The organism is Peribacillus sp. NPDC101481 (assembly GCF_044767165.1).
Taxonomy (GTDB): domain Bacteria; phylum Bacillota; class Bacilli; order Bacillales; family DSM-1321; genus Peribacillus.
Genome location: NZ_JBIWNJ010000007.1, coordinates 36,873 through 53,295 on the forward strand (window position 1 = coordinate 36,873; position 16,423 = coordinate 53,295).

The 16,423-nt window shown below is 41.9% G+C and carries 13 protein-coding genes; 11 read left to right on the forward strand and 2 right to left on the reverse strand.

Going from position 1 to position 16,423, the window contains the following annotated elements:
* Positions 1–228: 228 nt before the first annotated feature.
* The 9 genes from ACIROD_RS24875 (at position 229) to ACIROD_RS24915 (ending at position 10,735) form a co-directional block, all read left to right on the forward strand.
* Positions 229–2,262, forward strand: a complete 2,034-nt coding sequence (locus ACIROD_RS24875) for a Na+/H+ antiporter (protein ID WP_402945319.1) — start codon at positions 229–231, stop codon at positions 2,260–2,262.
* A 119-nt stretch (positions 2,263–2,381) separates the two neighbouring features.
* The gene (locus ACIROD_RS24880; protein ID WP_402945322.1) at positions 2,382–2,903 is read left to right on the forward strand and encodes a GNAT family N-acetyltransferase; all 522 of its coding nucleotides are present in this window, start codon (positions 2,382–2,384) and stop codon (positions 2,901–2,903) included.
* 149 nt (positions 2,904–3,052) lie between these two features.
* Entirely contained in the window at positions 3,053–4,438 is a 1,386-nt protein-coding gene (locus ACIROD_RS24885) for a protoporphyrinogen oxidase (protein WP_260359296.1), read from the forward strand.
* Positions 4,439–5,100: 662 nt separating this feature from the next.
* Entirely contained in the window at positions 5,101–5,643 is a 543-nt protein-coding gene (locus ACIROD_RS24890; protein ID WP_230178743.1) for a helix-turn-helix domain-containing protein, read from the forward strand.
* Positions 5,644–5,705: 62 nt separating this feature from the next.
* Positions 5,706–6,815: an ABC transporter ATP-binding protein gene (locus tag ACIROD_RS24895; protein WP_101225687.1), complete on the forward strand. Its 1,110-nt coding sequence runs from the start codon at positions 5,706–5,708 to the stop codon at positions 6,813–6,815.
* Positions 6,805–7,608: an ABC transporter permease gene (locus ACIROD_RS24900; RefSeq protein WP_101225717.1), complete on the forward strand. Its 804-nt coding sequence runs from the start codon at positions 6,805–6,807 to the stop codon at positions 7,606–7,608. Before ACIROD_RS24895 ends, ACIROD_RS24900 begins: the two co-directional genes overlap by 11 nt.
* Before the next feature lies 1 nt (position 7,609).
* Positions 7,610–8,413 carry an ABC transporter permease gene (locus ACIROD_RS24905; RefSeq protein ID WP_034304873.1) on the forward strand — a complete coding sequence of 268 codons (804 nt, stop codon included), beginning with the start codon at positions 7,610–7,612 and terminating at the stop codon, positions 8,411–8,413.
* Positions 8,410–9,483, forward strand: a complete 1,074-nt coding sequence (locus ACIROD_RS24910) for an ABC transporter substrate-binding protein (protein ID WP_144480945.1) — start codon at positions 8,410–8,412, stop codon at positions 9,481–9,483. The genes ACIROD_RS24905 and ACIROD_RS24910 overlap by 4 nt, the downstream gene beginning before the upstream one ends.
* A gap of 361 nt (positions 9,484–9,844) precedes the next feature.
* Entirely contained in the window at positions 9,845–10,735 is an 891-nt protein-coding gene (locus tag ACIROD_RS24915; protein WP_402945330.1) for a peptidylprolyl isomerase, read from the forward strand.
* 174 nt (positions 10,736–10,909) lie between these two features.
* Here the strand turns inward: ACIROD_RS24915 and ACIROD_RS24920 are convergent, their stop codons facing one another.
* Entirely contained in the window at positions 10,910–11,434 is a 525-nt protein-coding gene (locus ACIROD_RS24920; protein ID WP_402945334.1) for a YtxH domain-containing protein, read from the reverse strand.
* A gap of 172 nt (positions 11,435–11,606) precedes the next feature.
* On the opposite strand from ACIROD_RS24920, the gene ACIROD_RS24925 reads away from it, so the two are divergent.
* Together ACIROD_RS24925 and ACIROD_RS24930 are read left to right on the forward strand one after the other, a co-directional pair.
* Positions 11,607–12,071 carry a MarR family winged helix-turn-helix transcriptional regulator gene (locus ACIROD_RS24925; protein WP_402945339.1) on the forward strand — a complete coding sequence of 155 codons (465 nt, stop codon included), beginning with the start codon at positions 11,607–11,609 and terminating at the stop codon, positions 12,069–12,071.
* Positions 12,071–15,187 carry an MMPL family transporter gene (locus tag ACIROD_RS24930; protein ID WP_402945342.1) on the forward strand — a complete coding sequence of 1,039 codons (3,117 nt, stop codon included), beginning with the start codon at positions 12,071–12,073 and terminating at the stop codon, positions 15,185–15,187. The genes ACIROD_RS24925 and ACIROD_RS24930 overlap by 1 nt, the downstream gene beginning before the upstream one ends.
* 502 nt (positions 15,188–15,689) lie before the next feature.
* Here ACIROD_RS24930 and ACIROD_RS24935 read toward each other — a convergent pair.
* Positions 15,690–16,412 carry an SIS domain-containing protein gene (locus ACIROD_RS24935; protein WP_402945345.1) on the reverse strand — a complete coding sequence of 241 codons (723 nt, stop codon included), beginning with the start codon at positions 16,410–16,412 and terminating at the stop codon, positions 15,690–15,692.
* Positions 16,413–16,423 lie beyond the last annotated feature (11 nt).

A 16,423-nucleotide genomic window follows, 5' to 3' on the forward strand; every position in this document is an offset into this window, starting at 1 on the left:
GCTGATCATGGGTTAGCCAATCAGCTTTTTTTTCTATGCGGTTACCCAAGGCTTATTGATGGAGTGGTTTGCGGTGTTCATCGTGCACAACGTAAGCTCCTTCGCTTTTATAAAAGGTATCATTATTCAGGGGGATTCCAGGTTAGAATAGTTAATGCATGAATGACTGGGTATAAATATGTTACGCTTATAGTTATGATTATAGAAGAGAGGAAGTTTGATGTTTGTATGGAGTTTTTTCTTGTTATATTAGCGCTTCTTATATTGATTGGAGTGTCTAATGTAATTAACCATTTTATACCTTTTATACCTGTACCATTAATACAAATAGCACTGGGTGTCATATTGGCACTTTTACCCCTGGGTATGCATATTGAGATGGAGACGGAATTATTTTTGCTATTATTCATCGCACCCCTATTATTCAATGATGGCAAAAATGTACCACGAACAGCACTATGGAAGTTGAGAGCACCCATTTTGATGCTTGCACTAGGCCTGGTATTCATAACGGTTTGGGCAGGCGGGTATTTAATTAATTGGATGATCCCTTCGATACCATTGCCGGCAGCGTTCGCTTTAGCGGCCATTTTGTCACCTACGGATGTAGTGGCAGTAAGCGCTTTGGCGAGTCGGGTCAAGTTACCGAAGAGCATCATGCACCTTCTCGAAGGCGAAGGGCTAATGAATGATGCCTCAGGTTTAGTTGCCTTTAAGTTTGCCGTTGCAGCTACAGTCACTGGTGTTTTCTCCCTAGTCGACGCAACCTTCAGTTTCATATGGATTGCATTTGGTGGGTTTGTAGGTGGAGCGATACTAGCTTTCATCATTATCAGGCTTCGTGTATTTCTTCGCCGTTTAGGGATGGAAGACGTCACGATGCATATGCTGATCCAAATCCTAACTCCTTTTATTATTTTCCTCGCTGTGGAACATTTCCACCTTTCTGGGATTTTAGCAGTCGTGGCTGGGGGAATTGTCCATGCCATTGAACGAGATCGGGAAATATCACCAACTGTAGAACTTCAAGTCGTTTCAAAGAGTACATGGTCCGTCATTTTATATGTATTGAATGGCCTTGTATTCGTTTTGCTTGGCTTGCAAATCCCAAGCGTTGCGAAAACTATCTTTCAAGATCCAGCCTTCAATAATGGACAAGTGATCCTTTATATCGTGATCATTACACTTTTCCTCTTCGCTTTACGATTCATTTGGCTTACGGCTGCCTGGTCGATTGGCTGGATGACGAAAAAAGCGGGAGCCCAAAAACCAGACTTCAAAGCTGCTGGAATCATTACCATTTCCGGTGTTCGCGGAGCTGTAACCTTAGCAGGTTCGTTCTCGATTCCATATGTGTTGGCAGATGGAAGTCCTTTTCCTGAGCGTTCGTTAATCATTTTCATTGCAGCAGGTGTCATATTGCTGACACTGATTGTTGCGAGTGTATTTCTTCCAATCGTGGCAGGGTCAGAAGAAGAGGAAGTGGTGGACAAGCAGTCTGACAAAACGAAAGCTGCTGCCATTCACTCACATCAAGCTGCTATTCGGGTGATTGAGTCCCAAATGACAGATGAAAACCGGGAAGCGGCTTTATCGATCATTTCCAGGTACTGTACGAAGATCAATGAACTGTCCTATGTAGAACAGGAGAAAGAACCGGCGGCATTAAGGGAAGAAGAGAAGGATCTTCGCTTCAAGGCCCTTGAAGCAGAGCAAAGATTCCTGGATAAACTTATTAAGGATGAAAAAGTGGACCGGGAAACGGCGTATATATGCAAGGAATACATCCAGCGTATGGAAGGTGCGGTAACAAATCGACTGAAGTTCCGCTTTTTCAGGTCAGTAACGCTGTTCAGAAGAAGTATGCTGAGGGTTTTAAAATTATTTTTCCCTAATAAAAGTGAAATAAGAAAAATCAATCTTGAGAGATTGGAAAAGGTCAGGGATCTTAAAATCAGGATGTATAAAGCTGCCATCCAAGAGATACAAGCCGGAATTACATCCGATAATCATAAGACATCCTCGATGATCATAGACGAGTATAAAGTGTTGATTTTAAAATGCAAACGTGAAAATAGAGGCCGTACCCCGAGTAAAATGGTCGAATATGAAAGAGAGCTGTTCTATAAAGCGATCCAGGCAGAACGGGACGAAGTGCAGGATATGTTTGAAAAACGACAAATCTCCCGTGATGTTGCCAACATACTCCGCCAGCAAATCAATTTACGGGAAGCACTGACAATCAATGAAAATACACACTGATTAACAAAAGGAGCACTGCCGATAAATTCGGCAGTGCTCCTTCCGATTTGTGAAGGAAATATCGGAAGGGGCATCGAATCATTAATGTATCCAATAATTGATGAAAGAGGCTGTACTTAATGGAAATGGAAATCGAGACCATCACCTTAACGCCTTATTTACCGGAACATCTTCACCAGCTTTCCCAGTTTTATTTACCGGGTACACAAACCCCTTTTTCGGCTTTGCCGGAAGAGTCACTGAAATATTGCCGGGTAGATTGCGACAGGCACCCTATTGTAATATTGGCCGATGGTACCCCTGTTGGCTTTTTCGTTTTACACATTGGCGAAAACATCGCCCCTTTCACCAGCGATAAAAAAGCGATATTACTCCGTGGATTACTTGTTGATCAAAAACATCAGGGCAAAGGGATTGCGAAGAAGGCCTTGCAAATCCTTCCGGAATTCGCAAAAGGGATTTTTCCAAACAAGGATTCGATCATTCTGGCAGTGGACGCCATGAACGTAATTGCAAAAACGCTTTATGCAAAAGTGGGGTATCAGGATACAGGGATTCAAAAAGTAGGCAGATGCGGGTTGATGGAAATAATGGAGTATAGATTAGATTACGATGAACAAGGATATGGAGTAAGGGATTAGACTTTTCCAAAAGGAGAGGTCTTTTTTTGTCCAATTTGTTACAGGTTTCATTATTAAACCAGTGATTTAGAAGGGCTGCTTTTAATAATCCCGCTGCCTTATGGTACACTTTACTTAATGCAAAATTCGTTAATCGAGGTGTAGTCCTAATGAAAACAGTCGTAGTCGTAGGTGGGGGCATTACCGGTTTATCAACCATGTATTATTTACAAAAAACAGTTAAAGCGAGGAGTCTCCCGGTACGATTGATATTAATAGAAGGAAATGAAGAGCTTGGCGGTAAAATAAGGACTGTGCACGAAGGACCTTTTAAAATTGAAGCGGGTGCTGATTCGATTGTCGCCAGGAAACAAAATATACAACCATTTCTTAAAGAATTGAACCTGGAGGATCAAGTTGTCTATAATGCGACGGGAAAGTCATTCATCCATACAGACGGGGTGCTGAAGGGAATCCCCGATGATGCCCTTTTTGGAATACCAATGAGCCTGGAGTCGCTGGCAAAAAGTGATCTGGTTTCTGCCCAAGGCAAGGTTGACGCTTTAAAGGATTTCTATACAAAAAATGAGACCTTTACGAAAAATGACTCCATCGGCTTATTTCTTGAAAGCTTCTTAGGCAAGGAATTGGTGCAAAAGCAGATATCGCCTGTCCTTTCTGGTGTATACTCAGGAAAATTAAATGAATTGACCATTGCCAAAACACTGCCAGAGATGCTGGATTATAAAAATCAATATGGCAGTATAATACGAGGTCTTTCGGAAAATAAGCAGAAATACCAAAGCAAGGGAAATAAGAAGTTCCTTTCGTTTAAAAATGGCTTATCAACATTGGTTGAACGAATTGAAGAAAGCCTCGATATGGTCGAGATTTTAAAAGGGGTCCGTGTAAATGAAATTGGAAGAAATGATGAGGGGTATATCATTTCATTGGCAAACGGTGAAACGTTCGAAACGGACTTTATCGTGTTGAGTACACCGCATACCGTTGCCCAGAAATTATTGGGAGATCGGGAGCTGGATGAGGACTTCGACGGCTTGATCAATAGTTCGATGATTAGCGTTTATCTTGGATTCGATATCCCGGACAGCATGCTTCCTAAAGACGGGACAGGTTTCATTGCAGGTGATAATAGTGATTTGATCTGCAATGCATGTACATGGACAAGCCGGAAATGGGAGCATACTTCTGAAAACAGTCAGCTTTTGGTAAGGCTTTTTTATAAAAGCTCAAGTCCGGACTATGAACGATTACGGTCCCTTACTAACCAGGAATTGATCACCGTGGCTTTATGCGACATTAAAAACAGTCTAAGTATTTCTGGTAATCCAATTACGAGTGAAGTGACGAAATGGCATGAAAATATGCCGAACTACCATATTAAACATCCTCAAATCGTTCAATCCCTGGAGGAGAAAATCTCCGAGAATTATCCGAATGTTTTACTTGCGGGCTGTTCATACAATGGTGTCGGAATCCCGGATTGTATTGCTGATGGGGAAAAGAAAGCACAAGAAATATGTCTGAAGTTGTAAAAGGGGGACTGCCAGATGGCGGTCTCAGACTGTAGATAAACTCGAGGGAAATTGAGTGTTTGTAAAATTGGAACGTTGATTTCCACTCGAGGCACTCGCTTGCCGGGGTCTCCCCTGGACGCGATTTTCCCGCAGGAGTCTCGTACCTTACGCTCCAATCAACTTTATTTTCCCTTTTAATTAGAACCCTTTTGCCTAGTTTTAAAATTAAGGTGATAAAAATACTTTCTAAAACATTTCCGCTAAATCCTTGAAATGATTACTTTAGATCAATTGAGCAATAGAACGATTTTGTAATCGTCACGATCGTAACACCAGGTATGATAATAATATCCTAGAGTCTCTTTGAAAACGTGATTAGAAGAGGCCACCAAACATATTTGAGGATATTTTTTAGTACAATGTACGGAAAGAAGATCATCAAAAAAATGGAAGATTCACGAGAGGTTACCTATTCTATATACCTGATTCATTTCATTTCCAATAGTAAATCAGAATGGACTGCCAGGTGGCAGTCCATTTTTTATGCATGCTGGAAATTCCGTTTGAAGTTTCCGGCATTTCCTGTATAATGATATTCGTAAAATTAAACAGAAAGTTTACTTATATAGAACTTTATCTACTGTGGGTTTACTATAAGTAAACTGTTGAGGGTAAATATGATGCAAATTGGAAAAAAAATAAAGAACCTTCGCTTGAAAAAAGGATTGACCCAGGAAGAATTGGGAGAAAGAACGGATTTAAGCAAAGGTTATATTTCACAGTTGGAAAGGGATCTTAGTTCCCCATCAATTGAAACTCTTTTCAATATTTTAGAAGTGCTTGGCTGCACGCCGAAGCAGTTCTTCGATGAAGAGGATCAAGTCCAAAAGGTAGTGTATGAAGAAGAGGCACAAACGTTTTTCATCGATGAAGAACGCGGGTATCAAATCCAGTGGCTCGTGCCTGAATCGAATGAGAAGGAAATGGAACCTATTCGACTGACTCTCCAGGAAAAGGGGGAGTTCAAACAATTTGAACCATCCTTGTCGGAAACATTCGGCTATGTATTAAACGGAAGAGTCATTGTAAAGCTTGGTAAACATACGTATTTCGTCAAGGCAGGGGAGTCGATTTATTTTCATGCTTCAGATGAACATCAAATCATCAATGATTTTGAAGGTCCTTCCGATTTATTACTCGTGGTGACGGAATCATACTTATAGAATTCAAATCAAATGCAATCGCTGAAAATTGATGAGTAAGGTAATGGAGAGAGGGAAGAGCTATGGCAAACGGGAATATAATACGCTTCGATCAGGTTACGAAGCAATTCGATGATGATACGGTAGTTCTCGATAATGTTAGTTTTGAAATCGAGAGAGGGAAGTTCTATACGCTCTTGGGTCCTTCCGGATGCGGGAAGACTACGATCCTTCGTTTGATTGCCGGATTTACGGAAGCCTCCAAAGGTGATATTTACTTTGAAGGAAAAAGGATCAATGATGTGCCAGCCAATAAAAGGCAAGTGAATACGGTATTTCAAGATTATGCACTTTTTCCGCATTTAAATGTGTTTGAAAATGTAGCATTTGGTCTTCGGATTAAAAAAATGAAAAACTCGGAAGTGGAAATAAAGGTGAAGGAAGCCCTCAGCTTTGTTAATTTGGAGGGTTATGAAAAACGGGAGATCAGGGAAATGTCCGGCGGTCAGCGGCAACGGGTGGCGATTGCCAGGGCGATCGTTAATGAACCGGAAGTCATCCTTCTTGATGAACCGCTATCTGCCCTCGATTTAAAATTGCGTACAGAAATGCAATATGAATTGCGGGAGCTGCAACAGAGGCTTGGAATCACGTTTATCTTCGTCACTCATGACCAAGAGGAAGCATTAGCGATGTCAGATGAGATTTTTGTCCTTAACAAAGGGAAAATCCAGCAAAGCGGGACCCCTACGGATATTTATGATGAACCGCTGAATCGATTCGTTGCCGATTTCATCGGCGAGTCCAATATTGTAAAAGGAAAAATGATTGAAGATTACCTCGTGGAATTCGTCGGCAGACAGTTCGAATGTGTCGACCAAGGATTGAACAGTAATGAGGCTGTCGATATTGTCATCCGCCCGGAAGATTTAGAGATTACTTCCATCAATCGCGGGAAACTGCAAGTTCGTGTGGACTCCCAGCTATTTCGCGGAGTTCATTATGAAATCAGCTGCTATGACCATGATGGAAATGAATGGCTTGTCCAATCAACGAGAAAAGTGGCAGTTGGGGATGAAATAGGTCTGTATTTCGATCCGGAATCCATCCATGTCATGAGATTGGGTGAAACTGAAGAGGAATTCGATAAGCGTCTGGAAGCGTATCATGATGGGGAAAGTCATGAAGAATAAAATATCCCGTAATATTTACTTCATACCATATGTCTTATGGATTGCTTTATTCGTTATCGCACCCATTTTGTTGATCCTTTACTACTCCTTCTTTGATATTGAAGGCAATTTATCTTTGATTAACTATCAAAAGTTCTTTACGCCAGTATATTTAAAAATGACTTTAAGCTCATTCTGGTATGCGTTCCTTATTACGGGGATATCCCTTTTAGTCGCCTATCCGACAGCATATTTGTTAACGAAAACCAAGCATAAGCAGCTATGGCTTTTGCTGATTATCGTGCCTTCCTGGATCAATTTACTTTTGAAGGCTTATGCCTTCATTGGTATCTTTGGCACGTATGGTGTGGCAAATGGTTTTCTGGAGGCGGTAGGAATCGGAAAGCAGCAGATTCTCTTTACTGATTTCAGCTTCATATTCGTTTCGGTTTATATTTTCATCCCGTTCATGATCTTACCGATATTCAATGCGCTTGATAAAATGAATCCAACCCTTCTGGATGCGGCCAATGACTTGGGGGCGTCCAGATGGATGACATTCCGCCGAGTCATTTTTCCATTGACGATAGATGGTGTAAAGACGGGATGCCAGGTAGTCTTCATCCCGGCACTTTCATTGTTCATGCTTACAAGACTGATTGCCGGTAACCGCGTCATTACGCTAGGTACGGCTATCGAGCAGCACTTCCTTGTAACACAGGATTGGGGAATGGGTTCCACAATTGCGGTATTTTTGATTATTATAATGTTCCTGATTATGTTTGTAACGGGTAACCGAAAGCAGGGTGTGTAAATTGGGCAATAAATTATCACCAATATCAAAAGCGTTTCTCGTTTTGATTTTTCTCATACTCTATGCACCGATTTTCTTTTTAGTCTTTTACTCTTTTAACAGCGGTGGAACGATGTATGACTTTAAAGGGTTCACGATGGAGTGGTACAAGGAGCTGTTCCAAGATACAAGGCTGTTGATCATTGTATTGAATACACTTGTGATTGCTTTATTATCTGCACTGATCGCAACGATCATCGGGGTGATAGGGGCAATTGGAATTCGGTCCTTTACGAGCAGCAAAGCTAAGAATACGGTATTGTCATTGAATAATGTATTGATTGTCAGTCCCGATGTGATCATCGGTGCTTCCTTCCTGATTTTATTCACGATGGCCGGGATCAAGCTTGGATTCTACTCGGTACTGTTGTCGCATATCGCCTTCAGTATCCCAATCGTTGTGCTTCTGGTCCTTCCGAAACTTCAGGAAATGAGCCCTACTTTAATTGATGCGGCACGGGATTTAGGGGCAAGCCGGTGGGATGTATTGACGAAGGTCATCCTTCCATACATCCTACCCGGTATTTTTGCTGGTTTTTTTATGGCATTGACTTATTCACTTGATGATTTTGCGGTTACGTTCTTTGTGACCGGTAATGGCTTCTCCACTCTTTCTGTGGAAATCTATTCATTGGCACGCCGTGGAATTTCATTGAATATCAATGCACTGTCGACACTGCTGTTCGTCGTGACACTGCTGTTGGTTGTCGTTTATTACTTTATAACTCAACGTGTAAGGCAAACGGGAATGGGGGGGAAACGATGAAAAGGCTTGTCCAAATGTTTTTGATCATCTCCCTCGTATCGGCTTTGCTTCTATATGCGATTTCAAGATTGAATTCATCGCAGGGATTTACGAGCAGTAATACGCTTACCATCTATAATTGGGGAGATTACATCGATACCGATCTAATCGAACGTTTTGAAGAAGAGACGGGCATAAAGGTCATTTATGAGACATTTGATTCGAATGAGGCCATGATGACAAAGATCGAACAGGGCGGTACGACTTATGATATTGCCATTCCGTCTGAGTATATGATCGATAAGATGAGGCAAGAAGACTTGCTCGTTCCCTTGGATCATTCCAAGCTTCCGAATTTGAAAAATATCGATGAGCGATTCATCGATCTGCCATTCGATCCGGAGAATAAATATTCCGTGCCGTATTTCTGGGGAACGGTTGGAATTGTTTACAATTCCAAGATGCTCGGTGGAAAGGAAATAACGGCCTGGGCGGATTTATGGGATAAAGATTTAAAAAATGAAATCCTTTTGACGGATGGAGCTAGAGAAGTGATGGGCATGGGCTTGAACTCTTTGAATTATTCATTGAATGATATAGATGAAGAACACCTTCAAGAGGCAAAATCCAAACTAGATGCCCTCACCCCGAATATTAAAGCGATCGTCGGAGATGAAAGCCGCATGCTATTGGAAGCCCAGGAAGCGGCGATTGGCCTTGTTTGGTCGGGAGTTGCTTCTGAAATCATGGCTGAAAACGAAGATCTCGAATACGTTGTTCCAAAAGAGGGGTCCAATTTATGGTTTGATAATATGGTCATCCCGAAAACAACCAAAAATGTCGATGCTGCTCACCAGTTCATCAACTTCATGCTGGACCCGAAAGTTGCAGCACAGAACGCGGAATATGTAAGTTACTCGACACCTAATAAAGAAGCACTGAAATATATGCCTGAAGAAGTGGTGAAGGATGAACGTTTCTATCCATCTCCGGAACTGACAAAGAAACTGGAAGTTTACGAAAACCTGGGGAAGAAAAACTTAGCCCATTACAACGAACTCTTCCTTGAATTCAAGATGCATCGTAAATAACACACAAAAAAAGCATGGTGTAGGAATTCCCTCCGTACACCATGCTTTTTCGATTATGTGTTTCACGAGTATTTACTCCAAATCCACGAGTAAAAGCCCAAAACTCACGAGTGAAAGCCGAATTGCACTCTGTTACCTATTTATCAAAGGGCGAAATAACGGTATAATATCTTTTTTTGTAATGATCAACCAAAGTCTCAATGTAAAATGGTAGCAGAAGGAAATACTCTAAAATATATGTAGGTATATAAGTATGTTAGTATAATGATTGTGTTGGTGCATATTGAAGGTGGAACTAAAATCTTAAGGATTAATTAATAATTCCAAGCTATCATTATAGAAAAATTAAGGGAGAGTATTCATGAAACTATTAAGGAGCACGAAGGCATATATTTGGGCAGGGAGCATTTTAATCATTGGCGGGATCATGGCATTTGCGATGATTTCATCCACGGATAAGACAATGGCGAGTATCGATGGCGAGAAAATCAATAAGGATGAGCTGTATGACGCGCTTGTTGCGGGATACGGAGCAGATACTTTAGACCTGTTGATTACGAATAAATTGGTTGAATTGGAAGCGGAAAAAGCAGGGATTAAAATTAAGGATGATGAAATCCAGAAAGAAATCGATGTTATGGTAGAGTCCTATGGTGATGAAAAGTCGCTAAAAGAGCAATTGGAAGCAAGCGGTTCTTCAATGGAAGCCTTAAAAAAGGACATCGTAGTTTATCTGCAAACGAAAAAACTGGTAGAACCGAGAATTACCGTGACGGATGAAGAAATCAGTACGTATTTTGAAGATAACAAAGATACATTTGCTCAAGCGGAACAAGTGGAAGCCAGTCATATTTTAGTCGAAGACGAAAAAACGGCTAAAAAGGTTGCGAAAGAAATCGCAGATGGCGGTGATTTCGCTAAATTGGCAGCTGAATATTCCACTGATACCGAAACGGCGGATAACGGTGGAAGCCTAGGGTATTTTGGGAAAGGCGATATGGTGGAAGAGTTTGAAAATGTTGCCTTTGATCTTGATATAAATAAAGTCAGTGATCCAGTTAAATCCGAATATGGATACCATATCATAAAAGTAACCGGTAAGAAGGAAGCAAAAAAAGCTAATTTAGAAGACAGTAAAGATGTAATTAAAGAAACGCTTCTTTCTGAAAGATTACAAGAGGAATATCCCGTTTGGTTAGCTGAAGTGAAAAAAGACCATGAGATAACGAATAAATTGGAGGACTCTAACTAAGGTATCAAGTGAAGGATATATGAAAAAACAAAAGGGTAATGGTGTACCTTTCATCGAATGATGTCCCCAATCCAATTGGCCCAAAGCAACACCTTCAACTCCATAGGTATGGTTCTGTCCAAATTGTACAAGCATAATAAAAGCTGAGGCATAATGCCTCAGCTTTTTTATATATTAGAAGTTGGATGAGATGGACTTTTGATTGGATAATCCTGATTTTTTAACGATTTCATCACTCTCTTTTTCACCTTTATCATTATCGGATTTCAATGATTGTGCTGGCGTTTCTTTCAGCTGTTTACCGGCTACGACCACCTTTGAACTGATGTCTTTTAATTCACTTGTTGCTTCCTTCGCTGTACCAAGGGCATCAGTGGAGATATCCTTTACTTCTGATACTTTACCCACCACGTCTTCATTGACGGTTTCATATAGTGTTTCGACGTCATTGATTGCCTCTTTAATCGTCTCGGTTGCCCCTTTGACTCCTGATACCATCTGTTCCTTCATTTCGCCGGGATTTTCCTTGACCTGTTCAATCATATTCATGGAGTTGTCTTTTAAAAGGACGGCTGAACGCTTTACTTTATTTCTTGTGTTGGAGTCAAGTAAGGTCAACGCACCACCAACAAGCCCCCCGATTAGAATCCCTTTTAAAAGTTTGCTATTCGTTTGAGTTTCGATAGTTGATTGAGTCATTTATATTTCCTCCTTTAGAATAGTAGATTGTATGCTTACTTTGGGTTTTCCCTTATTTACCATAAGTTAAACTGGAAATAATAAACTGTCATGGGATTGACATAATAAATAAAACAATAGTAATCTACATATAGTTAAATGACTGAACTACTTTTTGGGAGGTGCAACAACGATGACTAATGTAAAAGTTACTGGATTGATTGATCGATATATGAAGGTTTCCTTCTATGTCAATAAGATGGGGGAGCTTTTAATAAAAGACCAGATTTGTGATGTGCTGACGAACGAACAATACTATACTTTACGGTTCATTCAACAACAATGGTTGTGTACATCGACGGAAATCAGTGATGCCTTTTATGTTAATAAGAGTGCCGTCACATCCAACATCAATAGGCTGGAAGGCAAAGGATTGATAGAACGGGAACAGGACCTGGTTGACCGAAGGGTCTTTCACTTGAAGCTTTCAAAAGAGGGGGAAGCATTGTTACAGGAAACGGAAAATAAGATTCATAAGTTGGTAGAGAGCATCATGACGAAATTCGATTATGAAGAGATCGTTAGATTCCTTGATACATATGAGAAGCTTGCACAAATTTTAATACAAATGAAGAATGAGGAATGGGAGGAAATATAATGAGGGGGATCATAAAGGGAAGATGGCTGGTCATTATCGCTTGGGTTGCAATTACGGCAGGTCTATTGTTTGCGGCACCGAATATGGCGGACCTTGTCCGGAATAAGGGGCAGCTGGATGTACCGGCAGAGTACTCCTCTGGGATGGCCAATGAGCTAATGAAAGAGATCCAGGATAAGGATGAGTCACAAGTGGCCCTCGTATTTCATGGTGATAAGAAGCTGTCTTCCTCGGAATTGAAAGAGATTGAGATAGCGATCCAAAACCTTGAAAAGAATAAAGCAGAGCTTGGCATCAAAGAGGTCATGACCCATTTTAAAGAGCCCTCGCTAAAAGGTCAGTTGGTCTCGGAGAATGAAACGACGGTTTTGACGTCCATCACGATGGTCAAGGGGGACCGAGAAGCTAAGGAAGTGATCGATGCCCTTTATAAAGAGCTGGAGCAAGTGGATGTCGAGCATTATTACACAAGCAGCTGGATGATCGATGAAGATCTTAATGCCAATTCCCAAGAAGGGCTGAAGAAAACTGAAGGCATCACGGTTGTCTTCATTCTGGCTGTATTGCTGATAGTCTTCCGTTCAGTGGTGGCACCGATCATTCCGTTGGTAACGGTAGGTTTCACTTATTTATGCTCACAATCAATCGTCTCATTCCTGGTGGATAAATGGGACTTTCCGATTTCGTCTTACACCCAAATATTCCTGGTAGGTATTTTATTTGGAATCGGGACTGATTATTGCATCCTGCTGCTTAGTCGTTTCAAGGAAGAGCTATCGTCACAGGAGTCATTGCCTGAAGCGATCGTTGCGACTTACCGAACTGCGGGTAAGACGGTCTTCTTCAGTGGGCTGACCGTAATGATTGGTTTTGCGGCAATCGGTTTTTCTACTTTTAAGCTCTATCAATCTGCGGCGGCCGTTGCCATAGGGGTTTTTATTTTAATGATCGCCCTCTATACGATCGTTCCATTTTTCATGGCGGTTCTTGGCAAAAAGCTATTCTGGCCGGCAAAAGGGAAACTTGAGCACAGTGAAAGTAAACTATGGGGAATTCTCGGTAACTTCTCCATGAACCGCCCATTGTTGGCGCTAATGATCGTTGCAATCGTCTGTGTTCCCTTTTTGTTTATGTATGATGGGAAGATTTCATATAACTCCCTTGAAGAAGCGGGTGATGATGTTCCTTCCATCATGGCATTTAATATCATTTCCGATGAATTCGGACCAGGACAATCCATGCCAACACAGATTGTCATAAAGAATGACGAACGCATGGATTCGGAAGAGTACGTCGCACTTGCTGAAAAAATCAGCCAGGAAGTCGTCAAGGTGGATGAAGTCGATGTAGTTCGATCCATGACCCGCCCGGCAGGTGAACCGATTAAGGATTTATTTGTAGCGAACCAGGCCGAAACTTTGGAGAAGGGAATCGGAGAAGGAAATGAAGGCATTAAACAAATAAGTGATGGATTAAAAACGGCAGGCAGTGAGCTTTCAGATTCAGGACCGCGGTTGAAGCAAGCGACGGACGGAATAGGGGGTCTAATATCCGGGACCAATGAATTAAAGAGCGGTGTAGGCCAGGTGGAGAAGGCGTTAACAAGCATTGAAGCAGGCATTCGCGATGGCTCTTCAGGGACTGGGGATATAAAAAATGGACTGAATGAGGTCAAGGCAAACTTGGAGAAGCTCGCCACCGGAAGCGGACAGCTCCTCGAAGGCTATAAACAATCAGCTAATGGGCTAAGAGGGCTCACAGATGGATACAAAGAGATTCAAACTAATCTTACGGGCGTATCACAAAGCCTTGCTGGCTTAAATCCTTCCTTTGAGCAAATGGAAGCCACTCATCCAGAATTACAGGCGGATCAGTCCTATCAAACGATCAAGCAAACAGTGCAAGGGGCACAGGGTGGCTTGGAGCCCATGGCAGCAGGCCTTGCCGAGCTAAATAGGAATCTTGGTTCAGTGTCCGGCGGTTTGAATACGGCGAACGAAAATATGGCACAAATCGTAAACGGTCAAACATCTCTCGGGGAGGGCCTGAACCAATTGATTTCAGGTGTTGACACTTTACAAAAAGGTCTAAGCACGATGGCCAATGGTCAGGGGGAAGTCATAAATAATCTGTCAGGGTTTAAAGGCGGCCTTACTAGCTTAAGTAATGGGCAGCAAGAAGTCCTAAATGGTTTTTCAAGCCTCGGCGGGCAACTTACTGATTTGACAGATGGCTTAAATGAAAGTGCCGATGGCCTGAATGAAGTCCATGATGGACTATCGTCCGCACAGGGTTATTTATCAGGGCTGGCAAAAACGGATAAAACGGTAACAGGCATGTACATTCCCAAAGAAGTAGTCGAAAGCGAAGAATTCGGGGAAGCATTGAACGCGTATTTATCTGAAGACGGTAAAACCATGACCATGGATGTGGTGTTCAAGGCGAATCCATATTCCAATGAAGCAATCGAGCAAATTGATTCGATCGAGGCAACTGTTGAAAGAGTAACGAAAGATACAAAGCTAGAAAATGCGCAAGTGGCGATAGGGGGAATCACAAGTACACATCATGACTTGGGCATGATGTCTGAGGAGGATTTCTCACGGACGGTCGTTTTGATGCTGTCGGGTATCGCAATCATTCTCTTTTTCATGCTGCGATCCCTGGTCATGCCGATCTATTTGATTGTATCGCTCGTTTTGACTTATTATACAGCGGCAGCCATTACCGAGTTGCTTTTTGTTAATATTCTCGGTTACGCCGGCATCGGCTGGGCAGTTCCTTTCTTTGCTTTCGTCATCTTGATTGCTCTTGGCATTGACTATAGCATTTTCTTGATGGATCGCTTTAACGAATGGAAGGATAAACCGGTCAAGGAAGCGATGTTACTGTCCATGAGAAAAATGGGAACGGTGATCATCTCGGCAGCCGTAATTCTTGGCGGAACCTTTGCTGCCATGATGCCAGCAGGAGTTTTATCGCTCTTGGAGATAGCCACTTTAATATTGGTGGGGCTTGCTTTATATGCGTTTGTCATATTGCCATTGTTTATTCCAGTGATGGTTGCGACGTTCGGAAGCGCGAATTGGTGGCCGTTTTTGAAAAATAAGGAATAAACTTAAATTAAAGAAGGCATCCGAATGGATGCCTTCAGTTTTTTCGACTGAATGGAGTTTCTTGAATGGATGGAACCTCCCTAGATAGAATAAATTTGCGACACTCCTGGCCGAATAACTCCGCTAGATTGCTTGCTTTGAAGAGGGCTTGGCAGACAGTTGGTGAAAAGGAGCGAATTTAATGAGTGTTGAATGCGAAGGTCGAATAAAATCGTGAACGGTCGAATAAAGAGCGTGGTAGGTCGAATAAAATCGTGAACGGTCGAATAAAGAGCGTGGTAGGTCGAATAAAATCGTGAACGGCCAAAAAAAGTGTGTTGAAGGACGAAAAGCTGCGTGGACGGCCGAAAAAAGCTCCGGATGACGAATAACTGCGGCTCCGGAAACATATTCAAATAAAAAAACTGCAGACAATCTCGCTTTTCTTCGAGTTTGTCTACAGTAAGAAGGCATCCGCATGGATGCCTTCTTTAATTATGTATTCTTTTTTGTCTAAATCGATTTATAATTGGGGGATTCTTGTTTTATATTTCGCGATGATCTTTTGATTGTGTTCATCTGCCCCTTCGATATTACTGCTTAGGAATACGGGAGGGGTCTCCCCTGACTCAATAATCGTTTGGATGACTTGCGTGAAAATCATATTGAGGAGAACGGCCCCGACCACGGTCGATCCAGAACCAAAAGGTATATTATTTGATTTCAGTAATGTGTCACCTTTGGCAATATGATTGTCTATGACCAAATCAACGACATCGTGGAGATAATGCTTCTGTTTATGCCGCGAAGGACAACTTTTTGCATACTCCGGTGATGTTAGTCCAATGACGAAGGCCCCTTTTTCTTTTGCGATAGTGGCGACATCTATGGGAACGGGATTTACGCCGGATGATGAAATGACGATACAGACATCACCAGGACGGATATCCTCATCATGCATGAATTTCTCTGATAGGTCATTTTGCCGTTCAAGTTGGGATGATCTTGAAGCACCCTTAAAAAGCATCAAATCTTCAAAGAAAATAGGACGAATTGCCGCTAACCCACCTGCCCGGTAGAATACCTCTTCGGTCAAAATATGAGAGTGCCCGCTTCCGAATAAATGGATGATTCCATCTGACATCACTGCTTTTGCGATATGTTCCACAGATTCCTTAATTGATTGCTTTTCCTGTTCTTCCACAATTGTGAGTAAAGCCTGCACTTCTTCAAAGTATGAGTTCATATATGTGACAC